This is a genomic window from Agrobacterium sp. CCNWLW155 (assembly GCF_036888815.1).
Lineage (GTDB): Bacteria > Pseudomonadota > Alphaproteobacteria > Rhizobiales > Rhizobiaceae > Agrobacterium > Agrobacterium radiobacter.
In genome coordinates, this window is the sequence record NZ_JBAKFW010000001.1 from 727999 (window position 1) to 753749 (window position 25751).

The window sequence follows — 25751 nt, forward strand, 5'->3', positions numbered from 1 at the left end:
ACGGAGAAAGTCAGTAACTCACCCGCCAGAAATCAATGGCGCGCGCCCTCAATCACCGATCCCGGAACCGGTTGGTGATCGGATAACGCCGGTCACGACCGAAGTTCTTCTTGGTGATCTTAACACCCGGCGCCGACTGCCGGCGCTTGTATTCGGCGAGGTAAAGCAGATGCTCCACCCGGTGCACGGTGGCCACATCATGGCCGCGCGCGAGAATCTCCTCGACCGACATTTCCTTCTCGACAAGGCATTCCAGAATATCGTCGAGCACCGGATAGGGCGGCAGCGAATCCTGGTCGGTCTGGTTGGGACGCAATTCGGCCGAAGGAGCCTTGGAAATGATATTGGCGGGGATCACCTCGCCGGAAGGGCCGAGAGCACCCGGCGGAACATGGGCGTTGCGCCAGCTGGAAATGGCATAGACCTGCATCTTGTAGAGGTCCTTGATGGGGTTGAAACCGCCATTCATATCGCCGTAAAGCGTGGCGTAACCCACCGACATCTCAGACTTGTTGCCCGTCGTCACCACCATCGAGCCGAACTTGTTCGAGACGGCCATCAGGATGGTGCCGCGCGTGCGGCTCTGCAGGTTTTCCTCGGTAATGCCCTCTTCCGTGCCCTCGAAGAGATCGGACAGCGCCGAGAGGAACCCTTCCACCGGTTCCACGATCGGCACGATATCGTAGCGGCAGCCCAGCGCCCTGGCGCAATCGGCCGCGTCCTTCAGCGATTCTTCCGAGGTATAACGGTAAGGCAGCATGATGCAGCGCACCCGCTCCTCGCCCAGCGCATCGACGGCAAGGGCGGCACAGATCGCCGAATCGATGCCGCCGGAAAGGCCGAGAACCACGCTCTTGAAGCCGTTCTTGTTGACGTAATCACGGAAGCCCAGCATGCAGGCGCGGTAATCCGCTTCCTCACCTTCGGGAATCTTCGAGAAAGGCCCGCTTTCGCAGCGCCAGCCATCTGCCGTGCGTTTCCAGTCGGTGACGGCAAGTGTGGCCTCGAACTGGCTCATCTGGAAGGCAAGCGTCTTGTCGGCATTGAAACCGAAGCTTGCGCCATCGAATACCAGCTCGTCCTGCCCGCCCAGCTGGTTGGCGAAAACGAGCGGCAGGCCGCTTTCGATCACCTGCCTGAGCGCCACCTGATGGCGCACATCCAGCTTGCCGCGATAATAGGGCGAACCGTTCGGCACCAGCAGGATTTCCGCCCCGCTTTCGGAGAGCGTCTCGCAGACACCCATATCGTTCCAGATTTCCTCGCAGATCGGAATGCCGATCCTGACCCCACGGAAATTATAGGGACCGGAAATCGAACCCTCGGAGAAAACACGTTTTTCGTCGAATTCACCGTAATTCGGCAGGTCTATCTTGTCGCGCAGCGCGATGATCTTGCCGCCATCCAGAAGCGCCACGGAATTGTGCCGGCCCGTCTCGCCCTGTCGCGGAAAACCGATAACGACGCCCGGCCCGCCATCGGCGGTCTCCGCCGCCAGTTCTTCCACCGCTTTCAGGCATGCTTTCAGGAAAGCCGGCTTCAGCACCAGATCCTCAGGCGGATAGCCTGAAATGAAGAGTTCGGTCAGAAGCAGAAGGTCTGCGCCCTGCGTTGCCGCATCGGCCCTAGCCTCGCGCGCCCTGGCGAGATTGCCCGCCACGTCGCCAACAGTGGGATTGAACTGCCCGACGGCAATCCGGAGATGGTTCTGGATATCGTGTCTGTCGCTCATGGCTTTTCAATACCGCGCCCGTGCCCGCTCCGCAACGCGGCAATTGCATGGCGGCGCCGTTACGCATCGGGCGCGCGCGTTCACGCTAAGGTTATCGCCGCACCGGCCAGGCTGCGCAAAGTTCATGTCGCGTTCATCGCGCTTATGTGACAGTTACATGACACTTTTGCGACACCCGATTCACCTCCCCGGATCGGCCGTGCCGCCTGAAATACCGGAGTATGGGTTTGAGACATTCGGCGCCAAAAACAACGGCTTCCGAAAAGGCTGGTTTTGTCTTTTCGCCTGCAGGGATTAGGAGCCTTTCGAAGCTTTCGGGCACGGCCTATACGCTTGCCAATCTGACGGTCGCATCCGTTGTGCTCGTTGTGGTGCTGGAGTGGATCGCCCGCGGTTCGCTCACGGATGTCGGTGCTTTCCTCACCTCATCCGCACGCCCCGGCATGACCACCATTGCCGCCGTGCTCGCCCTTCTCGTGGCGCTGGATGCCATCCTTGGCCGGCGTTACCTGTCGCTGATCGCCATTGCACCGCTCTGCGCGATGACCGGGCTGATCTCCGCGCAGAAACAGACCTATCTTTCCGATCCGCTTTACCCCTCCGACCTGCTGTTCGGCCGGCAGATCCTCGAGCTTCTGCCGACCATGCTGAAAGCACAGCCCTTGACGGCCGCGCTGCTCGGGCTTGGCATCTGCGCCGCCATTGCGGCACTTGTGGCGCTATGGCTGCTGGCGCGCCGCCATTCGCCCGTCCTGCGCTGGCGTGAGCGCGCGGCTGGTCTCGCGCTGGCGCTGCCGCTTCTTGCCGGTCTGGCCTCGCTGATGGACTATTCGCACTATTCCTGGGCACGTGACCGTCTTAACATCATACCCATGATGTGGGATCAGCAGGAAAACTACCGCCACAACGGTTTCCTGATGGCCTTCGCCTTCAATATTCCGATGGCCAATGTCTCGGCGCCGCAGGGTTACGGTGAAAACAGCATCGCCGACCTGACGTCCAAACCCGCCGCCTTCGCCGCCAACAAGGGCGACTACCCTGACGTCATCATGCTGATGAGCGAATCGCTCTGGGACCCGGCGCGGCTCGAAAACGTGAAGCTTTCGGCCGATCCGATGCCGACCATCCGCGCCAAACAGTCGGGCAACGTCTTTTCGCCCGAGTTCGGCGGCATGACGGCGAATGTGGAATTCGAGGCGCTGACCGGCTTTTCCAACGCCTTCCTGCCCTATGGCAGCATACCCTATCAGCAATATATTCGCCGCCCGGTGCCCTCGCTCGCCAGTTTCTTCCGCGGTGAAGGCTATTCGGCCATCGCCATGCACCCGTTCCAGGAATGGTTCTGGAACCGCAAGCAGGTCTACAGGAATTTCGGCTTCGAGGAATTCCGCTCGGAAGAGACGCTGCCAGCCATGGAAAAACGCGGCAACTTCGCCTCCGACGATGCGCTGATGGACGAGATCATGGCGACGGCGGACCGGACGCAGAACCCGCTTTTCCTCTTCGCCGTCACCCTGCAGGGACACGGCCCTTACGAGGCCACCCGTTACGCCGAAAACACCATCGGCGTCGAAGGTGATCTCTCCGCCTCCGCCTCGCAGGCGCTTGCCACCTATTCGCAAGGGGTGGCGGAAGCCGATGAAGCGCTGCTGAAACTGATGCGCTGGGCAAAAAAACGCGACCGTGAAACCATCATCGTCCTCTTCGGCGATCACCTGCCGCCGCTCGGCCAGACCTTCGTGGAAAGCGGTTACATGCCGGGCATGGTGGCAAGCCGCCGTGCGCCGCTGGAGGTGATGAAGAAGGAACACGAGACACCGCTCGTCGTCTGGTCCTCCAGGAAGGGCGTGCGCAAGAATATCGGCACCATCAGCCCGGCGCTTCTGCCCTATCATGTGTTGAAGACGGCCGGCTTCTCCGATCCCTTCTATACCGGCACACTGGGCGAGGTGCAGAAGGCCTTCTCCGTCATCGACCGGCATATGCTGGTGGCGACCGACGGCAAGGCCCTGCCCGACTGGTCGATTGCGCCCAATTCCATTCCCGACGTGGTGCGCGATTACCGCCTGCTGCAGTTCGACATGATGTTCGGCCAGCAATATGGCCGCGAGCGCTTCTTCCCCGGTTTCAACTGGCTGCATGAGGGCGCGCCGTCGGTCTGATGGTTTTCGGCGGGGACGCCTGAACCGCATGGCGGTGGAAATCGTTTGAATTCCACCGCCATGCGGGTTTATCTCGGGAAACATCCGCATCGCCCCATCAGAACCGGAGAAACACCGTGTCAGATATCTCCGACTATATCGTTTCGCACTTCAAGCGCTCCTCCCGCGAAATCGGCGAGGTGGAGCAGCGTATTCTCGAACTCTCGCACCAGAAAAAGCTGGTTTCGAGCGACATCAACGCGGAATTTTCCGCCGGCGCCAGCCTCGGCGACAGGCTGGCCGACAATATCGCCAAGGTCGGCGGCTCCTGGGGTTTCATCCTCAGCTTCTGCTTTTTCCTGGTGGTCTGGGCCATCGTCAACACCATCGTGCTGACGACGCGCGCCTTCGACCCCTATCCCTTCATCTTCCTCAACCTGCTGCTCTCCATGCTGGCCGCCATTCAGGCGCCGATCATCATGATGTCGCAGAACCGTCAGGCCGCCCGTGACCGTTTTGAGGCCGCCAAGGATTATGAGGTGAACCTGAAGGCCGAGCTCGAGGTTCTTTCACTGCATGAAAAGATCGATGTGAAAGTGCTGGCCGAATTGGCGGCGCTCCGCCAGGACCTTGCCGCGCTCCACCGCCACGTTACCCGCAAGGAAGACTGACGCCGGAAAAATTCGTCCCCGCTTTTCCCCGCTCCGCGGCGCGCTGTTAGAGTGAACGCAGTCCTGCCGGGTGGCTGCCAGACGTGGCGGAAACCAAGGGACGGTCCTGTGGTGGGAACGCTGGCAACGTTCGTGGAAAGGACCATTTCGCAACAGGCGGTGCACGGCCCTTTGCGAAATACGGCATGGTGAAAGACCCGGCTGCGCAACGCATCCGACCCACACCAACCCCAACCAAAGCGCGGCCGGGCAATCGCCCGACGCCCAAACCATCCCCGCCCGGTAGCGCCGTGCGGGATGAAGCTGTTGGGGTTTTAGAGTGTTTTCTGGAAAAGTCGACCGAAGTTCGCGGGGCTTACCCCGCCCACTAAGAATCGCACAACCTCCTGAAAGCTCACCCCCAGTTACGAATCCGTCAGATTCTTACGCTACAGATTGACGCAGGCGTTTGTTGCATTGCACTCTTGCGGGCAAGGCTGAAGGGGGAATCACTCCCCATCGTCAAAATGGCATCACGACCATTTCGCGGCGACGCCATACCGGATGCGACATCCGGTCATTGCAATAATTCTGTTCCGGGGTTTTTCATGCACCAGTTCGATCTGATTGTTGTCGGCAGCGGTCCGGCGGGAAGACGGGCCGCCATTCAGGCCGCCAAGCTCGAAAAGAAGGTTCTGGTCATCGAGAAGGGCAGCCGCGTCGGCGGCGTTTCGGTGCACACCGGCACCATCCCTTCGAAGACCCTGCGCGAAACGGCGCTCAACCTCACCGGCTGGCGCGAGCGCGGTTTTTACGGGCGCGCCTATCGTGTCAAGCAGGAGATCGACGCCGAAGACCTGCGCCGCCGCCTGCTCATCACGCTGGATCACGAAGTGGAAGTGCTGGAGCACCAGTTCGCCCGCAACCGCGTCCAGCACATTCGCGGCACGGCAAGCTTCATCGACGCCAACACCATGAAGGTGGTGAAAAGCGATGGTGAGATCATGACCGTTACCGCGACATCCATCCTGCTGACCATTGGCACCCGCCCCTACCGGCCGCCGCATATTCCCTTCGATGGCGAAGCGGTGCTCGATTCGGACGAGATTCTCGAGATCAAGGAACTGCCGCGCTCGATGATCGTTGTCGGCGCCGGCGTCATCGGCATCGAATACGCCACCATCTTCAGCGCGCTCGACACGCAGGTGACGGTGGTGGAGCCGCGCGAAACGATGCTGGAATTCATCGACAAGGAAATCGTCGAGGATTTCGCCTATCAGCTGCGCGACCGCAACATGAAGCTGATCTTCGGGCAGAAGGCGGAAAAGGTGGAGCGTGACGACAGCGGCAAATGCCTCGTCTCGCTCGGCAATGGTCGCGTCCTCAAGGCCGAGACGGTGCTGTTTGCCGCCGGCCGCGTCGGCGCTACCGATACGCTCAACCTTTCGGCCTGCGGGCTGGAGGCCGACAGCCGCGGCCGCCTGAAGGTCGATCCCGAGACCTTCCAGACCTCGGTGCCGAACATCTATGCCGCCGGCGACATCATCGGTTTCCCGAGCCTTGCATCCACGTCCATGGAACAGGGCCGCATCGCCGCCCGCCATGCCGTCGGTGCACCGGCCGGCGAACCGCCGCAATTCTTCCCCTACGGCATCTATGCCGTGCCTGAAATCTCCACCTGCGGCCTGACGGAAGAAGAAGTCATCGAACGCGCCATTCCCTATGAATGCGGCATCGCCCATTTCCGCGAAACCTCCCGCGGCCACATCATGGGTCTCGACAGCGGGCTCTTGAAGATGATCTTCTCGCTGAAAACCCGCCGCCTGCTCGGCGTCCACATCGTCGGCGAAGGCGCAACGGAACTGGTGCATATCGGCCAGGCGGTGCTGAATCTCAAAGGCACGGTGGAATATTTCGTGGAGAATACGTTCAATTACCCCACGCTCGCGGAAGCCTACAAGATTGCCGGGCTGGATGCGTGGAACCGCATGGGTGAGATCAAGAAGGATTGAGAGAGTATTCAGCGGAACGGCACAACGCCATACGGGCGCTTGTGGTAAGGTCGTAGCCTCCTCTCCTCGTCACCCCGGACTTGATCCGGGGTCCAGCCAGCCCAAGTCCTTGGGCTGAAAAGACTCGCCTCAAGGCGCAGACGCGCCGTGGCTGGATGCCGGATCAGGTCCGGCATGACGGAAGAGAGACATTCACCTGCATCTTTCCTCTTGTCCAGAGATGATCCCGGCCCAAGCAGCCCGCCCCCCTCACCAGCGAATACTATACCGCGCACTCACCCCCGGCCGGAAATGATCCGCAAAACCCTGGTCAAGCGTTCCGCGCACCGTCAGATTATCGCCGATCTTCTGCTCCACCGCCACGCCGCTGCTGAACTCGTTGAAGCTGTTGCGGCTCGCCCCCGTCAGCACGAAGGCCGTGCCGGTTTCCGAGCGGGACAGGCGCAACGACTGCGACACATCAAGACCGTTCCATTGCTGCGCCGTGCCGTCGTAACGCACGGTGAAATTGCGGTTCGCCTCGATATCCAGTTCCGGCGTGACGATGCGCTTCTGCTGTGATGTCATGGAGAGGCTGCTCGACCCCGTCAATGCATTGACGATGACACCGACATCGCGTGCAAGCGAGACACCGGGCAGCTGTTCCGCCAGCAGCGTGACATTACCCCACAGCCGAACCGGCGTATCCACCACCTGCCCCGTCCTCGAGGCATTCATGCCCATTTCCAGCCCCGCCCGGATCGGCGTATCGACCGGCAGCTTGGCGCCGATGCGCGCCGTGTAGGAACGATCGGAATTCTTGACCGGTTTCCAGATCAGCCCGGCCTCATCGGCATGAGCGGCCGTGGCGGCGGTAAAGAACGACAATACAAGGGCAGAACCCGTTCGGAGCGACATATTTGTCCCCTGGCAGATTAAGGGCGCGCCGGAAGACCCGGCAGGCACGGTAAAAGCTCAAGGCCAATGGTTTGGCAGCGATGAGGCCGCATAAAAGCGGCGCACAGTACCCGAGCGGCCGCGTTCAGCGACCGGGGCAAATCATGCTGCGCAGGGTGCCAGATGAACGGGAGATGAACAAGAGCAGATGCAGCAAAAAATCATGCTGCACCGCATTGTGATCAAAACGAAGAATCCCCGTGCTGCTCATTTCCTGAGGTCGGGCCAACGCAGCGGGCCAGGATGTCATCAATCACCACGTCTAAAGGCCTGGAGGAATCAATGACCGTTGCAGAGGCGGGTAGGTCTTCTTTCGTCGCATGGAGTTGCAAGACAAATTCGCGTTCGGCCGCCTTTCCGCCGAACTCGTCCTCAGGCCTCTCCATCAACCGTCTTCGCAAGATCGCGACGTCGATATCCAGAACGAAGACCTGATCGAAGCGGTCTATAAAACGCCCAAAGTTCCTTGAGCCGCCGCAGAAGAACGTGATCGCGTGACGTCGATCAGTCACCAGCGCCTGCACTTTTTTGACATCCCAAATATGATGCCGATGACGGTAGATAATATCCCCATCCCCTTGAAACAGCGAGAGATCGACCGGTTCGCCTGTTTCAGGATCACCTTTGTAGGCAAGTTCACGGTCGCCGTGGATGACATGATAGCCACGTCGCTGGAGTTCGGTTGCCACCGAGGTTTTACCGGTGCCGGAAACACCCTCGATCAAATAGTTTCTGACACCCATAACACGACCCTTCAACATTCCCCGGCGTCGTGGCGATGGTGCCTATATTTCCGGTTCGGCGGCCACGGTCTCTAACGATAATGATTCAGAATGACGCAACGATGTCAAAAGCCCGAAACCGGGCGGGCAATACTGCCAGAAAACCGGCGCCCAAACAAAAAGGCCGCAGCTTTCGCCGCGGCCCTTTGTTCAATCAGCTTGCACCGAAGAAGATTATTCGGCGTCGCCTTCGGCGGCCTTTTTCTTGGCCGGAGCCTTCTTCTTCGGAGCGGCTTCTTCGCCTTCAGCGGCGGCGTCAGCCTTGGCAGCAGCCTTTTTCTTGGCCGGAGCCTTCTTCTTGGTTTCCGTTTCTTCTTCGCCGTCGTCAGCCAGCAGCTCTTCCTTGGAAACGGTCTTGTCCGTTACCGAGATTTCGGAGAGCAGCTTGTCGATGACCTTCTCTTCAAAGATCGGAGCGCGCAGCGAAGCGGAAGCGCCGGGGGTGTTGCGGAAGAAATCGAGGATTTCCTTCTGCTGGCCGGGGAACTGCTGCAGCTGCTGGAACAGCGCGCGCTGCATTTCTTCTTCGGTCACTTCAACGCCGGCCTTTTCGCCGATTTCGGAGAGAACGAGGCCGAGACGAACGCGACGCTCAGCAAGCTTGCGATATTCTTCGCGGGCTTCTTCTTCGGTCGTGTCTTCGTCAGCGAAGGTCTTGCCGGACTGGGCGAGATCGGTGTTGATCTGGCGCCAGATGTTATCGAACTCGGCGTCGACGAGGCCAGCCGGCGTGTCGAACTTGTACATCTCGTCCAGCTGGTCGAGGATCTGACGCTTGACCTTCTGGCGGGTGACGTTGCCGTACTGGCTTTCGATCTGGCCCTTGACGATTTCCTTCAGCTTTTCAGCCGATTCGAGACCGAGCTTGGTGGCCAGTTCGTCGTTGATTTCAACAGCAGCGGCGGCAGCAACTTCCTTGACGGTGATGTCGAAGTTGGCTTCCTTGCCCGCGAGGTTCGCAGCCGGGTAGTCGGCCGGGAAGGTCACGGTGATGGTCTTTTCGTCGCCGGCCTTGACGCCAACGAGCTGGTCTTCGAAGCCGGGGATGAAGCGGCCAGAACCGAGAACCAGTTCAGCGTCTTCAGCAGCGCCGCCGTCGAAGGCAACGCCGTCAACCTTGCCGAGATAGTTCATGGTGACGCGGTCGCCATCGGCGGCCTTGCCCTTCTTGGCCTCGTAGGTGCGGGCGCTTTCGGCGATCTTGAGGATCTGCTCGTTGATTTCGTCTTCGGAGACTTCAACAACTTCGCGGGTAACCTTGATGCCGTCATTGGCCTTCAGTTCGATGGCCGGGATGATTTCATAGGCAACGGTGAATTCGAAATCGGATTCGGCCGACAGGATCTTTTCAGCTTCCTGCTCGTCTTCGGTCATGGAGATGGCCGGCTGGGTAGCAGACTTCTCGCCGCGGCTGGAAAGGATTTCGGAAGGCTTTTCACGAACCAGCTCGTTGACGAGGTCGGCCATGATGGACTTGCCATACATCTTCTTCAGGTGACCCATCGGCACCTTGCCGGGACGGAAACCGTTGATGCGAACCTTGTCCTTGGCGTCAACCAGGCGCTCGTCCAGACGGGCCTTCATGTCGGCAGCCGGGATAACGATCTTGAGTTCGCGCTTCAGCCCTTCAGCGAGCGTTTCAATAACCTGCATTTTCTCAAACCTTCACATCATGGCGGCGGTGCTCAGACAGCCGTTGGTTTACTTTCGAGCACTGCGCCGGAAACTTCGTTCCCCGGCCGTGGCTTCCCTTATTTCTTTACACAAGCGCCTGCCGCACACCTTTGCGCCTGCACCGGAGACCAAAGACCAAAGGGGAGAAAAGAACCCCGAAGCTCCCCGCATCTTATAAAGATGCACTCTGGCGCAAGCGTGGCACAGCCATGCCTTGCTTGTGGTGCGGGTAGAGAGACTCGAACTCCCACGCCGAAGCGTTGGTACCTAAAACCAATGCGTCTACCAATTCCGCCATACCCGCACGTTGGGCGGCGGTATGTCACAATGTTCTGAAAGGGTCAAGCACGCCGTTCCCCCGCCTTTCGTTTCCTCCGGACTTTTCTTGTTGCCCGCGCCGGCGGGGAGAGGCAGCCGCCCCCTAAGCTTATTTGCCGCCGCCGCCAGGGGATGAGGCGCAAGGATCGGACTGGGGCGATTCTGGGCTGGAAACGGGAAACCGCGGGGCATTAAGCGGCACATCCGCATGGAAGCAGGCGGGGAAGCAGGCAATATTTATGCGGCTACATTGACATTATATATAGCCTCTCCCGCAACCGACATTGCCGGATTGCCGCCCCCCCGCTTCATATCTGCAATTCGAGGCTTCTGCGCCGCGCCCACCCCGTATCCGGCCATGCCTCCCGGATTCGCAACGCCCAACCCCATTCGATCACCAAAAGCACACAAATTGGTCACAAATTATGCACGGATCGCCGCAATCGGGTCGATTTCTCCACTTGCCTTGCGTTTAATGCATAGGTGACATCTTGCTTTGTCTGTTTTTGTTTTGATTAAACCGATTATATTCATGGTCATACAGAGATCGAGTTCAGCCCCGGACCAAAGCCTCCCAAGACTGGCCGTAGAGACTGAACAGCACGAAGAGGAAGATGAAAATGAACATCACACGCTCGCTGACCAACTGGCGCAAGTATCGTCAGACCGTAACCGAACTCGGCCGCATGACCGACCGCGAACTGAATGACCTCGGCATCGGCCGTCAGGACATCCGTCGCGTCGCCCGCACCGCCGTCGGCATCTAATTATACGCCCCGCCGCTTATTGCGGCGGATGCGAGACGACCTACCCAAAAAGGCCTGAGGCTTCCGCCTCCGGCCTTTTTTCGTTTTGGGCGACTGCACAGCCACTCGCCGCATCGGCAGATGAAAAATGCATCGATGGGCCGACCATTTGCACAGACCTGGATCGCGCTGGAGCCTCTCCCAAGCCTGCTTTTGACGCCGGAAAGCCTCTCCTGCGCCGCCAAAGGCTGCCAAATCAGTCAAAACCGCCTGAAACGCAGGCATTTCCGCTCATATTTTGCCCAGATGATATTCAAAGCCGCAAATTTAGCCGACATAGTGCACAAATGCATGGCAGTAGCCTAAATTCTGCACTGCACAACATGGCTCAATGTCTATATATAAACCTCAACAGCCGAGAGCACAGAGAAACACTGAGCCGGCAGACGAAATCAACAGAGATAGATTGAGGAAACGACCATGAACCCCATCCGCATCGCAAAGAACTGGATCTCCTACCGCCGCACGATCAACGAACTTGGCAGCCTGTCCAACCAGGCTCTGAGCGACATCGGCCTGACCCGTTACGACATCCGTAACGTAGCAGCCCGTTCGTTCCGCTAAGGCGTAAACGATCGTCCCGCTGCCCGACCTCCAGGGCGCGACGATCGAGCGACAGGTTAAAAAAGCGGCGCCTCTGGCGCCGTTTTTGATTCTGGCGGAATATGCTGGAAATTCTCGCCAGTCGGCGGTTGAAGGACATCAGCACACCACGCCATGTGGTGTCGCCCCCTCCTTGTCGGTTGCTCTTCCGCTACACTCCTCTCCCGTCATGCCGGACTTGATCCGGCATCCAGTCACGGCGCGTCTGCGCCGTGGGAAGAGTCCTTTCAGCCCAAAGACTTGGGCTGACTGGATTCCGGCTCAAGGCCGGAATGACGGAGGAAGATGGCCCCCTACAAGAAAACGCTGCCAACCATCACAGCAAATTACACATCCAGACGAAGACGAGGTCACCAATCACATTGGGCGACCTGCTAGCATAAAGACCACATCCCCTCCGTCGTAATCCTCACCCCAAAAACATTTGGCTGCCCCGGCCATGCATGCTAGTGCATCCGCAAACAATGCAGCGTCCTTCGGGACCCGCGCGGAACAATCACTCGAAAGACAGCCGCCGGACGGGAGCCTTTGCCCCGCGGCCGCCTATGGACACCGAAATGCAAGACAAGACCACTTCTCCCATTCATGTCGTGGGCGGCGGACTGGCCGGTTCGGAAGCCGCATGGCAGATCGCGCAAAGCGGCGTGCCCGTCATCCTGCATGAAATGCGCGGCGTGCGCGGCACGGATGCGCATAAGGGCGATACGCTGGCGGAACTGGTCTGTTCCAACTCCTTCCGCTCCGACGATGCAACGGCGAACGCAGTGGGCGTCATCCATGCGGAAATGCGGCTCGCCGGCTCACTGATCATGGCCTGCGCCGACAGACACCAGGTGCCGGCCGGCGGTGCACTCGCCGTCGACCGAGACGGGTTTTCTGAAGCCGTGACGAAAGAGCTGGAAAGTCACCCCCTGGTGACGATCGTGCGCGAAGAGGTGAACGGCCTGCCGCCGAGGGAATGGGGCAACTCGATCATCGCCACCGGCCCGCTCACCTCGCCGGATCTCGCCGCCGCCATTCAGGCCGAGACGGGTGAGGATGCGCTCGCCTTTTTCGACGCCATCGCCCCCATCGTGCACCGCGATAGCATCAACATGGATATCTGCTGGTATCAGTCGCGTTACGACAAGGTCGGCCCCGGCGGCACGGGCAAGGATTACATCAACTGCCCGCTGAACGAGGAACAGTATAACGCCTTCATCGATGCGCTGATTGCCGGCGACACGGTCGGTTTCAAGGAATGGGAAGGCACGCCCTATTTCGATGGCTGCCTGCCGATCGAGATCATGGCCGAACGCGGCCGTGAGACGCTGCGCCATGGCCCGATGAAGCCGATGGGCCTGACCAACGCCCATAATCCCACCGTCAAGGCCTATGCCGTCGTCCAGCTGCGCCAGGACAATGCGCTCGGCACGCTCTACAACATGGTCGGTTTCCAGACCAAGCTGAAATATGGCGTTCAGGCGGATGTGTTCCGCATGATTCCGGGCCTCGAAAATGCGGAATTCGCCCGCCTTGGCGGCCTGCACCGCAACACCTATATCGATTCCCCCATCCTGCTCGACCGCTCGCTGAAGCTGAAATCCCGGCCGGACCTGCGTTTCGCCGGCCAGATTACCGGCTGCGAAGGTTACGTGGAAAGCGCCTCCGTCGGCCTTCTCGCCGGCCGCTTCGCCGCCGCCGAGCAGAAGGGCGAGACCCCGAGCCTGCCGCCGGCCACCACCGCGCTCGGCTCGCTTCTCAACCACATCACCGGCGGCCACCTCTCCTCCGATGATGAGCCGGGCAAACGTTCCTTCCAGCCGATGAACATCAATTTCGGCCTCTTCCCGGAACTGACGCCGGGCTCGATCGTCAAGCCTGAAGGCGTGAAGCGTTTTCGCGGCAAGGACAAGACGATCATGAAACGCCAGCTGATTGCAGCGCGGGCGTTGAGGGATTGCGCGGAATGGCTCGACCTTTCAAAGGCTTCCGTCGCCACATCCTGAATTTGAGACCACCCGCGCTCCACGCAATGGCGGGGCGCGGTCATGGCTTACATGACATTCCATTTATTGAAATCGGATTTGCCGGACTGATAGGGGTAGTGCCGCGAAAAGAATGGATTGATCGCCGTTACATATTCGAAGTCTATGGTGGTATCGGCCAGAAAGGCAAATAGCGGTCGATAGCTGTAACGCCCTGAAACCACGATAATCGCTTCATTTGGCCCGAAATTGCCGTCCTTAATCGCCTTGTCCCATTTTACGCCTTCGGCTGAACCGAAGAAATTATACGGCTGAAATTGCAGCTCGGGAACATTGCCCACCAGCTTTGCGCTTCTCAAAGTGAGGTTAAGCTTTTCGGTCTGAAGAAGACCGTTTCCGGACATGAGCACGAACGTTTTGACGCCTGTTCTCACCCGGGTCTCGAACTCCGGAAACCGTGCCGACCAACGGGCCGTATTGTCCACGGCCGTCACAAAGCGATCGTAGCTCAGCCATCCGCGTCCGATTTCAAGAACAACGGCCAGAACAAGGATGAGCAGTGGCGCCAGAAGAGCCATCTCGACGGCAGCGGCGCCGGAGCGGCAAAGCCCCATGGAATACAGACGGGATATAGGTCGCATGATGCTCATTCGGTCACCCGCACAGCCGTTATCGCCAGCGACACATTTTGGAGCTGACGGACAGTCCCTGAGCTTGGAACGAGCAGGTGCGTCGTCGGCATGACGAAGTTCCACCTGTACCCCACCGCCAGAATATATTGTCCTGCCGCGGCGGTCGGCGACTGAAAGCTGTTCTCTATCGGAAATGCGACGGGGGCCGCGGCAATGTCGTCATCAAGTATTGGCGTGAGTGAAATCTTCAAATTATCCGCACTAGTCGCGGTGATGAACCCGGACGAAATCGCCTGCCGCAATGCCCTCTCCGTCACCTGCTGACGATGCATCGCAGCTCGGCGCAAATATTCAACGCCGGCACTCGAAGCGGTTGAGAGATAAAGATGGTAGAGCAGCAGCAGCCCGATTTCGAGGATTCCGAAAATCAAAATCAGAAAAACGGGCAACAGCAGGCCCACTTCAACGGCGGCGGCAGCCTGCCTGTCGGCAAGAATCCTCAGGTAAAGCCGCCTGAAAAGCCGGTGCCGTGAACCGTCATGCGATTGCTTGCCGCCATGAGCCGCAGGTGCGATTTCAGGAACGCTCATCGCCGTACCGTCCGATATATCGCAACTCAAAGCCGGTAATGATGCCGCCGAAGCTATCACTTAACCCCGAAGCCGCAATGGTCAGCCTGTATATGGAATAAGTGTCGACCGTGATCTGCTCCCGGTACTGCCGCCATCTGATGACCTGATCGATGGCGTTTTTCATCCCCGGGCCTTGTTTCATCTGGAAGATGGTTTTCACCGCCCCGGATTGCGGCAGCAGCGGTTGCAGAGATATATCGATACCATTGGTCAGTTCGGCACTTTTCACGTTGTTAAAACTGCTCTTTCGGCCATTGTACCAAACCGAAATCTCGTATTTTCCCGGGTGAAGTTCGACGTCTTTGTAGATCGAGCTGTTTGCATCAGTGCGCTTCTTGCCCTGTATTGATGTCCCCCAGTCACTATCCAGTTCAATAACATAGCGAGTGGGCAGGGACGCAAGACTGCTATTGGCACCCTCCTCAAACAGCGGCCTGTCACTTGACTGCACTGCCTTTTCATTTCCTTTTAACTTGCAAGCCTTGTCATTTGCGGTTTCGTCTCCCTTTTCAGCCTCTTTTTCGAAACCTTCCGGATATCCCTCCCATGCATGGATCTTACGGCAGCAAGGGCTACTCCAGTCCTGCAATTCGATACCGGGTCCCGTTCCGCCGTGCCATTTCAACTCCGTGTAAGGATACACACCCCAGCACCCGCTGGGCGTCTGGGTCGTTATGCCGTTCTTCAGAATACGCTCCCGGCCGAGAGTATTGTTTTCAAAATTATTATCGACGAGTACTTCACCGTCATATGGATAGGGCGGGATACCCTCGCAGGAATAGGCAAGGCGATATTTCATCTCATCGACATCGAACATATCCGCAAACAAGAGCCGATAGCTGAATTCGGCTTTGATATCAGTCCGCAGCCAGTTGATGGTGACATCACGTTCCAGCACCTTTTGTTTTGTCGACTGGATCATCGCATCGAAGGTTGTCAGCACATTTTCACGGCGTGTCGAATCCGCACCCACATCGGTACGCGTCGGTTTGGTCGAGCGCTCACAGGCAAGCGCCATAACGCGCTTGGACTGAAGAAAATAACTCAGGCCTCTACCGCCCTCAAAAAGCAGTCCCATCAGGATGATAAAAACCGGCAGAAGCAGCGCCGTCATGATCGCAAAGGCGGCCGTGCGGTCGCCTATGAAAAGCGAAAACAGCCCTTCACGAACAGCTTTTTTTCTTGTCCACTCAAACATCCTGAAAACACCGTCTCATGTCGCTCATCGCGGCGGGAAAGGCGCACTGTGAAAAGCGGTGCGCCCGGCTTTCTGCCACGCTAAAAAATATCCGGCCTGCCGCCGGGTGCTGAAAATTGCCTGTCGATTGGCGAACGCTTTTTCGGGAGCAGTTCTCGCCGACCTCTTAAAATCCACGGGGTTATTAGCACGGAAACCGTAAACCAAAGGCCAACAAAAACCGGAAAATATGCTGTAAATTCATATGCTTAATTCATTTATTAATAAATTAGAACGTATGAATTGTGGCCATCATGCCGTGCATGACGGGGCCGATTTCGGCAATGCAGTTTTCTTCGGGGCGACAAACCGGGGTTTGCCCCTTGTCCCTCCAGCCAAGCTCGGGCAAAACAGCCCTGTTCAATCACAAGACAATGCCAGGAGATAAGATATGGACGTTCGCGCCGCAGTTGCCATTCAGGCCGGAAAACCGCTTGAGGTCATGACCGTTCAACTCGAAGGCCCCCGCGCCGGCGAAGTGCTGGTTGAGGTCAAGGCGACCGGCATCTGCCATACGGACGATTTCACCCTGTCGGGCGCGGATCCGGAAGGCCTGTTCCCGGCCATTCTCGGCCATGAAGGCGCGGGCATCGTGGTGGATGTCGGACCGGGCGTCACCTCGGTCAAGAAGGGCGACCATGTCATTCCGCTCTACACGCCGGAATGCCGCGAGTGCTATTCCTGCACCTCGCGCAAGACCAATCTCTGCACCTCAATCCGCGCCACCCAGGGCCAGGGCGTGATGCCTGACGGGACCTCGCGCTTCTCGATCGGCAAGGACAAGATCCATCACTACATGGGCTGCTCGACCTTCTCGAACTATACGGTCCTGCCGGAGATCGCGCTGGCCAAGATCAATCCCGATGCACCCTTCGACAAGGTCTGCTACATCGGCTGCGGCGTCACCACCGGCATCGGTGCGGTCATCAACACCGCCAAGGTCGAGATCGGCTCCACGGCGATCGTCTTCGGCCTTGGCGGCATCGGCCTCAACGTGCTGCAGGGCCTGCGTCTTGCCGGCGCGGACATGATCATCGGCGTCGACATCAACCCCGACCGCAAGGCCTGGGGCGAGAAGTTCGGCATGACCCATTTCGTCAACCCGAAGGAAGTCGGCGAGGACATCGTGCCCTATCTTGTCAACATGACGAAGCGTAATGGCGACCTAATCGGCGGCGCGGATTACACGTTCGATTGCACCGGCAATACCAAGGTCATGCGCCAGGCGCTGGAAGCCTCGCATCGCGGCTGGGGCAAGTCGGTCATCATCGGCGTTGCCGGCGCCGGCCAGGAAATCTCCACGCGTCCGTTCCAGCTCGTCACCGGCCGCAACTGGATGGGCACCGCTTTTGGCGGTGCGCGCGGCCGCACGGATGTGCCGAAGATCGTCGATTGGTACATGGAAGGCAAGATCCAGATAGACCCGATGATCACCCACACCATGCCGCTAGAAGACATCAACAAGGGCTTCGACCTGATGCATAAGGGCGAAAGCATCCGCGGCGTCGTGGTTTATTGATTGGATAAGAAGGAGGCGGGCGCGCGTAACCGCGCGCGCCCGCCTTTCATGCAAATGTGATCGCCTCCAACCGCCTGCAGCCATTGCGATTAACTGGACGGTAAATCTATCGTCGTAAGCCGATACTGCGCGGTGGAGTTGAAAATCCCTCCCCGCCCAGAACGGCGCCAGACCAGCGGAGAGCGACCCTGAAAATCGTACCGATCGACAACGGAAACCGCGTCGCCGCCGTCGCTCTTCTGGCGAAAGGCTTCCCGGAAAAAAGCGAGGCCTTCTGGTCGCGCGGGTTGTCGCTCATCAGCGAGCATCACGAGCGGCGCGAACTGGGTCCGATCGGGCAATTACTGATCAAGGGCGACGATGCCGCAGGTGTGCTGCTGACGATCAAAAGCCGCCTGCCCGGTACCGGCACGATCATCGTCAACCTGTCCAGCTGGTATGTGGAGCCTTCCTGCCGCTGGTTCGCACCGCGCATGCTGCAGATGGCCTCATCCAATGAGGACGAAATCTTCACCGATCTCACCCCCTCTCCCGAAGCCTGCAGGCTGAATGAGAGGCTGGGCTTTGCGACGGTGACCGATTGCACGCTTTTTTATCCGCTGCCCTTTGCTGCACTTCGCCCGGCGAGTGCGCGGCTCCGCCCGCTTGCGGACATAAAACCGGGAATATTGTCCGCCGAAACGCGCGACATGCTAGAAGACCACGCCCGCCTCGGCTGCATCGTGGCCGTGATGGAGGCGGAGAACCGCCACCACCCGCTGGTCTTCCTGAAAACCACAACCAGAAGACTGCCCTCCGCGCGCCTCATCCATTGCGACGACCGGCAGGTTGCGCAAAGGCACATATCCGCAATTGCCCGCCACCTTCTTGGCCACGGCCGGGTTGCGCTGACCATGGCGGCGCTTGAGGGAGAGCGAAAGGCCGGCGGCCTGGCCGCACATAAATCTGCACCCATACAAGTAAAAGGCGTATGGAACCCACAATTTATTAACGAAACATACTCAGAGTTGGTGTTATTGCCACCGTAGGTATTTTAGTGATTCGTGCGCGACTTGACGGAATCTTGGCCTTTACAGACAAAGCGCCGTTCCGGGCAGTCTTCTGGGGAACACGAGGGAAATCGGAGAACGAGCATGCTTGCAGCGCAAAAGAGTGAAATCGACGTTGCTGATACCATCTATTCCTACCTCTCCAATCGTTTTCCCGCCTATGCCCCCTTTTCCGCCGACACGCTGCTTCTCGAAGGCGGTGTGATCGATTCGCTCGGGTTTCTTGAGTTGATGATCTTCCTCGGGGAGGGTTTCGGCATCATTCTCGATGACGAGCATTTCACCCCCGACAATCTCGGCACGCCGGCCGATCTCATCGCCTTCGTCCTCAGGGAACGGAGGAGATGACACCCCATTTCCTGCTGCACCATCTTCTTACCGCGCGCGCGGCGAGCGACGATCCGGCCGTCGTCCACAAGGACCGATCGCTGAACTATCGCGAATTCGCCGAGGCAGCAGCCCGTTGTGCAGCGGCATTGCAGGAAGCCGGAACACAACGCGGTGACCGCGTCGTCATCTATCTGCCGCGCGGCATCGAGGAATGCTGGTCGATCTTCGGCGTGAGCATGGCGGCCGGCGTCTTCGTGCCTGTCAACGCATTGCTGAAGGCGCAGCAGATCCGCCATATCATCAGGGATTGCGGCGCAAAGATCGTCATCAGCAACGCTGCGATGATGGATGAGCTGAATGCAGCATTGGCAGACCTTCCCGATGTCACGATCCTGCTGGCGGAGGAGATTGGGACCCGCACCGGCGCACCCGCCCGGCCTTCGGCGGCGATCGGCGAAGACCTGGCCGCAATTCTTTATACCTCCGGCTCCACCGGCTCGCCCAAGGGCGTGATGCTGTCGCACCGCAATCTTCTGGCCGGCGCGCGCATCGTGCGCACCTATCTGGACATCACCGGCAGGGACCGCATTCTTTCCCTCCTGCCTTTCAGCTTCGATTATGGCCTGAACCAGCTGCTGACGGCGGTGGAACAGGGCGCGGCCACTGTTATCTCCACCTTCCGGCTGGGCGATGAGATCGTCCGCGATCTGCGCGACCACGCCATCACGGGTCTGGCCGGCGTGCCGACCATCTGGGCGATCCTGACGAAAGCGGCCCCATCGCTCACAAAGACGCCTCTGCCGCATCTGCGTTACATCACCAATTCCGGCGGACGCGTGCCGCAGGAAACCGTAAAAGCGCTGCGCGAGAAGCTGCCGGATACGAAAATCTACCTGATGTATGGCCTCACCGAGGCCTTCCGCTCCACCTTCCTGCCGCCTGATGAAATCGACCGCCGCCCGACCTCCATCGGCAAGGCCATTCCCGAATGTGAAATCTTCATCGTCACCGCCGAGGGACAGAGAGCAAAACCGGGTGAACCCGGCATTCTCGTGCATCGCGGCCCGACCGTCTCGCTTGGTTACTGGAACCGGCCGGAGGACACCGCCAAGGTGCTGCGCCCTCACCCCTTCATTCCGGCGGCGCTGGGCGGCGAGACCGTCTGTTATTCCGGCGATCTGGCAGTGGAAGACGAGGACGGTTTCTTCAGTTTCGTTGCCCGCAACGATGCAATGATCAAATCCTCAGGCTATCGCATCAGCCCGACCGAGGTCGAGGAGAGCCTGATGTCGACAGGGCTTTTCCAGCAGGTCGCCGTTATCGGCCTGCCCGACCCGTTTGCGGGCGAAAAGGTGCATGCCGTGGCGACCGCCGCCAACCAGAATATCGATGTTTCGGCCGCGCTTAAAAAAGCCGCCGAAATGCTCGCCCCCTTCATGATCCCGCGCGCCATCGAACTGGTGGAACGACTGCCGACAACGGCCAATGGCAAGGTGGATTACCGCGCGCTGGTGCGCGAACGGACGGACAATGGCGCCAACGGATAAACCCCAGAGCCACGGCCCGGCCTTTGCAGCCGCGTTATTCGGCATAAGCGAAAACGATCTGATGATCGGTGGACTTCCCGTGCGCGATATTGTCGCCGGAACCGGAACACCATGCTTTCTCTATGACGCCAGCGCCATGCGCCGCGCCTATCGCAATCTCGAAACGGCGCTCAGTGGCTTTGCCGACATCTATTATTCGGTGAAGGCCAATCCCCTGCCCGCCATCATCTCGCTTTTCCGCCAGGAAGGCGCCGGTGCGGAAATTGCTTCCGTCGGCGAATACCGCGCCGCCATCAAGGCCGGTGTCGCACCGGAAAAAATCATCTTCGCCGGCCCCGGCAAAAGCAAAGCCGAATTGCGCGAAGTGATCGAGGGCGGCATCGGCGAAATCCACATCGAAAGCGCCGAGGAAATCGGCCGCATCGAGGCGATCGGCAAGCCGGTCAAAGCCTCGATCCGCATCAATCCGGTGCCGGATGCACAGGCCGGCGCGATGCGTATGGGCGGCAAGGCCACGGCCTTCGGTTTCGATGAGGAAGAGCTGGAAAATGTCCTGCCACTCTTCAAGGACGCCCGCCATATCGATCTCATCGGCGTCCATATTTACGGCGGCACGCAGATACTCGATGCCGACATGCTCGTCTCCCAATGGCGACACGGCATTTCCCTTGCCGCGCGCATGGCCGAGATGCTCGGCAAGCCGCTCGAGACCATCGATCTTGGCGGCGGTCTCGGCATCCCCTATTTCGCCGGGGAAACACCGCTCGATCTTGAGAAAGTCAGCGCCGCCATTCCCGACCTCAAGGCGCTTCTGAAGGCGCATCCGCTAGTCGCAGACGCCCATATCATTGTCGAACCCGGCCGTTTCCTCGCCGGCCCGGCTGGCATCTATGTGGCGGAGGTGAATTCGGTAAAGAACTCGCGCGGCACTACCTTCGTGGTGATGGATGGCGGCATGCACCACCACCTCGCCGCCTCCGGCAATCTCGGCCAGATCGTCAAGCGCAACTACCCCATCGTCGCACCGGCCATGATGCAGGCAGACTATGAGGAAACGGCAACCATCGTCGGCCCGCTCTGCACACCGCTCGACACCCTGGCCCGCAATGCGGCCCTGCCGAAGCTGAAGGCTGGTGATCTCCTGGCAATCCTGCAATCGGGCGCCTATGGCGCCACCGCTAGCCCTTCGGGTTTTCTCAGCCATCCGGCGGCGAAGGAAGTGCTGATCGAGGATGGTGACATCGCCATTGTCACGTCGGCTCGAGATAGGGCTGGAGACAATATTGCTACCCTCACATCCGAAAATCCCCATCAAACACTAAGAATTTATGACATTCGCGAGGGCGTAATTGCAGCCGATCTTTACGATCTCCTTCATCTCCTCGCACCGGCCTCTCAAACGGCAACTTGGGTCGTTTCCACGGTCAAGTCTCTGCAATCCGCCGATGAATGGTTTGAGGTGGTGGGTGAATCGCGAGATGACCTCGAGATGTTGGCCCAGAAAGATGCGCGTATTTCAGGCGCCGTTCTGGCCGACCTCGCGAAGAAGGCGAAACAAGTGATATGGGGGCAGTTTACTGCGTTGTCGCCAGCCTTGGATCAGGAATGGGTGACCATTCGGGCAATCGACAGTAGCTTCTATGAAGTAACGACGCCTGACGCGAATGTGCAGGATAAGATTAAATCGTTCTTTCGGGATGTCCGCCTTACAGATTCGCAATACCGGTAAACTGAGACGCAACGCACGGGATAATCACCCCCGTAACAGTCTGTCCCCAACCGCAAATTTGGATTTCAGCAGACACTCATCATATTCCGCCTCGGCATCGGAATCGAACACAATACCGCCGCCAACATTGAAGACCGCGCGACCGTCATCGAACAGCGTCATCGTGCGGATCGCCACGGAGAACCTCATCTCCCCACCAGGCGATATGGCGCCGATCGCGCCGCAATAGGCGTCGCGCGGCGTCTGTTCCAGTTCGCGCAGGATCTTCATCGCCCACATTTTCGGCGCGCCGGTCACCGAACCGCAGGGAAAAAGCGCCGCGAAAATATCCTCCACCGTCACATCAGGCAAAAGCTTCGCGCGCACATGGCTGACCATCTGGTGCACGGTGGGATAGGTCTCGATATCGAACAGTCGCGGCACATGGAGGCTGCCGACTTCGGTGATTCGGGAAATATCGTTGCGCAGGAGATCGACGATCATGCGGTTTTCGGCAAGCGTCTTTTCATCCTCAAGCATCGCCGCGATGATCGCCCGGTCCTCTTGCGCATTCGCACCGCGCGGCGTCGTTCCCTTCATCGGATGGGTTTCAATGAAACCTTGCCCGTCCACCGAGAAAAACAGTTCCGGTGAGCGCGACAGGATCACCGGTCCACCGAGATCGACCAGCGCGCCATATTTGACCGGCTGGCGCTCAACCAATGACCAGAAAGCCGTGAGCGGATCGCCGCTCCAGCGAGCGTGAACGGGCATCGTCAGATTGCCCTGATAACAGTCGCCGCGACGCAGATGCCCGTGCAGCCGCTCGAAGCGCTGGCAATAATCTTCAAGGCTCCATGCGGGCGCGGGATCGGACAGAAACGCATCGGCATCCGGCAGACTTTCGGGCCGCGCAAATCGCCCCTCATCCGGCTGTGGGCCGGAAAAGACGCCGAAGCGAAGGAACGGCACGTTGCGAGGCTCGGCAGCAAAGTCCACAAGTTTCGGCTCGAACAGGAAACCCGCCTCGTAGGACATATAGCCGGCAAGGTATTTCCCGGCGCGGCGCAGCTGCTCCATGCGCGTCAGGGCGGCAAAAAACGCTTCCGGCTCGTCCGCGACGATGATCTCTTCCGGCTCGGTGAAGGCAGTCACCGTGCCGGTCGTATCATCCCGGAAAAGAACGTAAGGCGCATGTGCCAATGAAAGCGTCCGAAACAGGAGAAAGGGTCGGGAAACGTCAGACCGGGTCTATATCGCCCCGCGCCCACATCTCGATGGTTTCCGCATAAAAATCGGCGAAACGGCCTTCCTCGATCGACTTGCGGATACCCTGCATCAGCTCCTGATAATAGGCAAGATTGTGCCAGGAGAGCAGCATGCCGCCCAGCGCCTCGTTGGAGCGCGTAAGATGATGCAGATAGGCGCGGGAGTAATCACGCGAGGCCGGGCAGTTTGACTGCTCATCGAGCGGCCGCATATCCTCCGCATGGCGGGCATTGCGGATATTGACCCTGCCGCGACGGGTGAAGGCAAGCCCGTGACGACCGGAACGGGTCGGCATCACGCAGTCGAACATGTCGATGCCGCGCGCGACGGATTTCAGAATATCGTCAGGCGTACCGACGCCCATCAGATAACGCGGCTTTTCAGTGGGCAGCACCGGCAGCGTGATGTCGAGCATGCCCAGCATCACATCCTGCGGCTCGCCGACGGCAAGGCCGCCGACCGCGTAACCCTTGAGATCAAGCTCCTTCAGCCCTTCGGCGGAACGAATGCGCAGATCCGGCTGGTCGCCACCCTGCACGATGCCGAACATGGCCTTGCCAGGCTGTTCGCCAAAGGCAACGCGGCAGCGTTCCGCCCAGCGCAGCGACATTTCCATGGCGCGCTCGATTTCCTTGCGCTCGGCTGGCAGCGCGATGCATTCATCAAGCTGCATCTGGATGTCCGAATCAAGCATGCCCTGAATTTCGATCGAGCGTTCCGGCGACATATGGTGCAGCGAACCGTCCACATGGCTCTTGAAGGTCACACCCTTCTCGTCCAGCTTGCGCAGGCCGGAAAGCGACATGACCTGAAAACCGCCGCTGTCGGTGAGGATCGGATGCGGCCAGCGGATAAGCTCATGCAACCCGCCAAGCCTTGCCACGCGCTCCGGGCCGGGCCGCAGCATCAGGTGATAGGTATTGCCGAGAATGATATCGGCCCCCAGCTCGCGCACCTGATCGAGATACATGGCCTTGACGGTGCCGACAGTGCCAACAGGCATGAAGGCGGGCGTGCGGATGACGCCGCGCGGCATGGCAACCTCGCCAAGGCGTGCGCCGCCACTCGTGGCTTTCAGGGTGAAGGTGAATTTCTCGTGCATCAGTTTTTCCGGAACAACAGGCTGGAATCGCCATAGGAATAGAAGCGGTATCCGGTTTCGATGGCGTGCTTATAAGCGTCACGCATCGTTTCGAGACCGCAGAAAGCCGAAACGAGCATGAACAGCGTCGATTTCGGCAGGTGGAAATTGGTCATCAGAATATCGACCGCGCGGAAGCGATATCCGGGCGTGATGAAGATGCCTGTGGGGCCTGACCATGGGTGAATGACGCCGTCTTCGGAGGCAGCGCTTTCGATCAACCGCAGCGAGGTGGTGCCGACGCAGACGATGCGCCCGCCGCGCGCCTTCACGGCATTCAGCCTGGCTGCGGTTTCCTGCGACACATGGCCGATCTCGAAATGCATCTTGTGATCGTCGGTATCGTCGGACTTCACCGGAAGGAAGGTGCCTGCCCCAACGTGAAGCGTCACGAAATGTCGCTCGATACCCCCCTTATCAAGAGATTCGAACAGATCGGGCGTGAAATGCAGTCCGGCGGTGGGGGCTGCGACGGCGCCCTTCTCGCGGGCATAGATGGTCTGGTAATCGGTCTGGTCCTGCGCATCTTCCGGCCGCTTGGCGGCAATGTAGGGCGGCAAGGGAATATGGCCGACGGAGGCGATCGCCTCATCCAGAACAGGGCCGGAAACGTCGAAAAGCAGCGTGATTTCGCCCTCTTCGCCCTTTTCCTCGACGGTGGCCTCGAGATGGGCAAGGCCGCAGGCATTGTCGCGCTCATAACCGAAACGGATGCGGTCACCCTCTTTGATGCGCTTGCCGGGACGCGCGAAAGCCTTCCAGCGCGATTGGTCGGCGCGCATGTGCAGCGTGGCCGAAACCGCCGTCTCAGGCGCACCTTCGCGCAGGCGAACGCCTTCAAGCTGGGCGGGAATGACACGGGTGTCGTTGAAGACAAGCGCATCGCCCGGCTTCAGAAAAGTCGGCAGGTCGAAGACGCTGTGGTCATCCATGCGGCTTTCATTCGGATCGACCACCAGCAGGCGCGCGCTGTCGCGCGGGTTCGCCGGGCGAAGGGCGATATTCTCCTCGGGCAAATCGAAATCGAACAGGTCTACACGCATTGCAAGGGTCTTCCAGACATCAA

General features: G+C 59.2%; 21 protein-coding genes, 1 tRNA gene and 1 pseudogene. 12 read left to right on the plus strand and 11 right to left on the minus strand.

Annotated elements, in window-relative coordinates; genetic code table 11:
• Nucleotides 1-52 precede the first annotated feature (52 nt).
• Nucleotides 53-1732: an NAD+ synthase gene (locus V6S97_RS03670; RefSeq protein ID WP_020809560.1), complete on the minus strand. Its 1680-nt coding sequence runs from the start codon at nucleotides 1730-1732 to the stop codon at nucleotides 53-55.
• A gap of 221 nt (nucleotides 1733-1953) precedes the next feature.
• Between V6S97_RS03670 and V6S97_RS03675 the strand changes: the two genes are divergently transcribed.
• The 3 genes from V6S97_RS03675 (at nucleotide 1954) to sthA (ending at nucleotide 6535) form a co-directional block, all read left to right on the plus strand.
• Nucleotides 1954-3894, plus strand: a complete 1941-nt coding sequence (locus tag V6S97_RS03675) for an LTA synthase family protein (RefSeq protein ID WP_334426097.1) — start codon at nucleotides 1954-1956, stop codon at nucleotides 3892-3894.
• A gap of 116 nt (nucleotides 3895-4010) precedes the next feature.
• Complete coding sequence (locus tag V6S97_RS03680; RefSeq protein ID WP_003502984.1) at nucleotides 4011-4544, plus strand: DUF1003 domain-containing protein; 534 nt, start codon at nucleotides 4011-4013, stop codon at nucleotides 4542-4544.
• A 587-nt stretch (nucleotides 4545-5131) separates the two neighbouring features.
• Nucleotides 5132-6535 carry a Si-specific NAD(P)(+) transhydrogenase gene (gene sthA / locus V6S97_RS03685; RefSeq protein WP_111834537.1) on the plus strand — a complete coding sequence of 468 codons (1404 nt, stop codon included), beginning with the start codon at nucleotides 5132-5134 and terminating at the stop codon, nucleotides 6533-6535.
• Nucleotides 6536-6784: 249 nt separating this feature from the next.
• On the opposite strand, the gene V6S97_RS03690 is transcribed toward sthA, so the two are convergent.
• The 4 genes from V6S97_RS03690 to V6S97_RS03705 all read right to left on the minus strand — a co-directional run bounded on the left by V6S97_RS03690 (nucleotide 6785) and on the right by V6S97_RS03705 (nucleotide 10231).
• A complete protein-coding gene (locus V6S97_RS03690) occupies nucleotides 6785-7432 on the minus strand; it encodes a hypothetical protein (protein ID WP_111834442.1) in 648 nt (215 codons plus the stop codon).
• Between the two features lie 221 nt (nucleotides 7433-7653).
• Nucleotides 7654-8214: a nucleoside kinase gene (locus tag V6S97_RS03695; RefSeq protein ID WP_111794640.1), complete on the minus strand. Its 561-nt coding sequence runs from the start codon at nucleotides 8212-8214 to the stop codon at nucleotides 7654-7656.
• A 213-nt stretch (nucleotides 8215-8427) separates the two neighbouring features.
• Nucleotides 8428-9906, minus strand: a complete 1479-nt coding sequence (tig, locus tag V6S97_RS03700; RefSeq protein WP_060725748.1) for a trigger factor — start codon at nucleotides 9904-9906, stop codon at nucleotides 8428-8430.
• Nucleotides 9907-10148: 242 nt separating this feature from the next.
• Nucleotides 10149-10231 (minus strand) — tRNA-Leu (locus V6S97_RS03705).
• Nucleotides 10232-10865: 634 nt separating this feature from the next.
• Between V6S97_RS03705 and V6S97_RS03710 the strand changes: the two genes are divergently transcribed.
• From V6S97_RS03710 to trmFO, 3 genes are all read left to right on the plus strand, one after another.
• Nucleotides 10866-11012 carry a DUF1127 domain-containing protein gene (locus tag V6S97_RS03710; RefSeq protein ID WP_003502992.1) on the plus strand — a complete coding sequence of 49 codons (147 nt, stop codon included), beginning with the start codon at nucleotides 10866-10868 and terminating at the stop codon, nucleotides 11010-11012.
• Between the two features lie 459 nt (nucleotides 11013-11471).
• Complete coding sequence (locus tag V6S97_RS03715) at nucleotides 11472-11615, plus strand: DUF1127 domain-containing protein (RefSeq protein WP_003495735.1); 144 nt, start codon at nucleotides 11472-11474, stop codon at nucleotides 11613-11615.
• A gap of 584 nt (nucleotides 11616-12199) precedes the next feature.
• Nucleotides 12200-13642 (plus strand): methylenetetrahydrofolate--tRNA-(uracil(54)-C(5))-methyltransferase (FADH(2)-oxidizing) TrmFO, encoded by a 1443-nt coding sequence (trmFO, locus tag V6S97_RS03720; RefSeq protein ID WP_003502995.1) that lies wholly within the window; start codon nucleotides 12200-12202, stop codon nucleotides 13640-13642.
• A gap of 47 nt (nucleotides 13643-13689) precedes the next feature.
• Here trmFO and V6S97_RS03725 read toward each other — a convergent pair whose 3' ends face one another.
• Together V6S97_RS03725 and V6S97_RS29155 are read right to left on the minus strand one after the other, a co-directional pair.
• On the minus strand, nucleotides 13690-14271 hold the full coding sequence (locus V6S97_RS03725) for a TadE/TadG family type IV pilus assembly protein (protein WP_060726292.1): 582 nt from the start codon (nucleotides 14269-14271) through the stop codon (nucleotides 13690-13692).
• Nucleotides 14268-14702, minus strand: a complete 435-nt coding sequence (locus tag V6S97_RS29155) for a pilus assembly protein TadE (RefSeq protein ID WP_349643426.1) — start codon at nucleotides 14700-14702, stop codon at nucleotides 14268-14270. Before V6S97_RS29155 ends, V6S97_RS03725 begins: the two co-directional genes overlap by 4 nt.
• On the opposite strand from V6S97_RS29155, the gene V6S97_RS03730 reads away from it, so the two are divergent.
• On the plus strand, nucleotides 14640-14786 hold the full coding sequence (locus V6S97_RS03730) for a hypothetical protein (protein WP_223564881.1): 147 nt from the start codon (nucleotides 14640-14642) through the stop codon (nucleotides 14784-14786). The two genes, V6S97_RS29155 and V6S97_RS03730, sit on opposite strands and share 63 nt — an antisense overlap.
• Nucleotides 14787-14829: 43 nt before the next feature.
• Here V6S97_RS03730 and V6S97_RS03735 read toward each other — a convergent pair whose 3' ends face one another.
• Nucleotides 14830-16083, minus strand: a complete 1254-nt coding sequence (locus tag V6S97_RS03735; RefSeq protein WP_003503001.1) for a TadE/TadG family type IV pilus assembly protein — start codon at nucleotides 16081-16083, stop codon at nucleotides 14830-14832.
• A 430-nt stretch (nucleotides 16084-16513) separates the two neighbouring features.
• Here V6S97_RS03735 and V6S97_RS03740 point away from each other — a divergent pair, with 430 nt between their 5' ends.
• The 5 genes and pseudogenes from V6S97_RS03740 to V6S97_RS03760 form a co-directional block, all read left to right on the plus strand.
• Nucleotides 16514-17641 carry an S-(hydroxymethyl)glutathione dehydrogenase/class III alcohol dehydrogenase gene (locus V6S97_RS03740; protein ID WP_003503003.1) on the plus strand — a complete coding sequence of 376 codons (1128 nt, stop codon included), beginning with the start codon at nucleotides 16514-16516 and terminating at the stop codon, nucleotides 17639-17641.
• Between the two features lie 287 nt (nucleotides 17642-17928).
• Nucleotides 17929-18669 carry a DUF922 domain-containing Zn-dependent protease gene (locus V6S97_RS03745; protein ID WP_161974080.1) on the plus strand — a complete coding sequence of 247 codons (741 nt, stop codon included), beginning with the start codon at nucleotides 17929-17931 and terminating at the stop codon, nucleotides 18667-18669.
• Between the two features lie 105 nt (nucleotides 18670-18774).
• The gene (locus tag V6S97_RS03750) at nucleotides 18775-19038 is read left to right on the plus strand and encodes an acyl carrier protein (RefSeq protein ID WP_003503006.1); all 264 of its coding nucleotides are present in this window, start codon (nucleotides 18775-18777) and stop codon (nucleotides 19036-19038) included.
• The gene (locus V6S97_RS03755; protein ID WP_003503015.1) at nucleotides 19035-20567 is read left to right on the plus strand and encodes an AMP-binding protein; all 1533 of its coding nucleotides are present in this window, start codon (nucleotides 19035-19037) and stop codon (nucleotides 20565-20567) included. Before V6S97_RS03750 ends, V6S97_RS03755 begins: the two co-directional genes overlap by 4 nt.
• Nucleotides 20551-21819 (plus strand): annotated as a pseudogene (locus V6S97_RS03760) (type III PLP-dependent enzyme); the annotation flags it as partial. The gene V6S97_RS03755 and the pseudogene V6S97_RS03760, both read left to right, overlap by 17 nt.
• Nucleotides 21820-22320: 501 nt before the next feature.
• Here the strand turns inward: V6S97_RS03760 and V6S97_RS03765 are convergent.
• Genes V6S97_RS03765 through queA form a run of 3 tightly spaced genes read right to left on the minus strand, consistent with a single transcriptional unit; the run spans nucleotide 22321 to nucleotide 25728 of the window.
• Entirely contained in the window at nucleotides 22321-23478 is a 1158-nt protein-coding gene (locus tag V6S97_RS03765) for an aminodeoxychorismate synthase component I (RefSeq protein WP_112355645.1), read from the minus strand.
• A 37-nt stretch (nucleotides 23479-23515) separates the two neighbouring features.
• Nucleotides 23516-24646 carry a tRNA guanosine(34) transglycosylase Tgt gene (gene tgt / locus V6S97_RS03770; protein ID WP_006314436.1) on the minus strand — a complete coding sequence of 377 codons (1131 nt, stop codon included), beginning with the start codon at nucleotides 24644-24646 and terminating at the stop codon, nucleotides 23516-23518.
• Nucleotides 24646-25728 (minus strand): tRNA preQ1(34) S-adenosylmethionine ribosyltransferase-isomerase QueA, encoded by a 1083-nt coding sequence (gene queA / locus V6S97_RS03775; protein ID WP_112355644.1) that lies wholly within the window; start codon nucleotides 25726-25728, stop codon nucleotides 24646-24648. Before queA ends, tgt begins: the two co-directional genes overlap by 1 nt.
• Nucleotides 25729-25751: the final 23 nt, after the last annotated feature.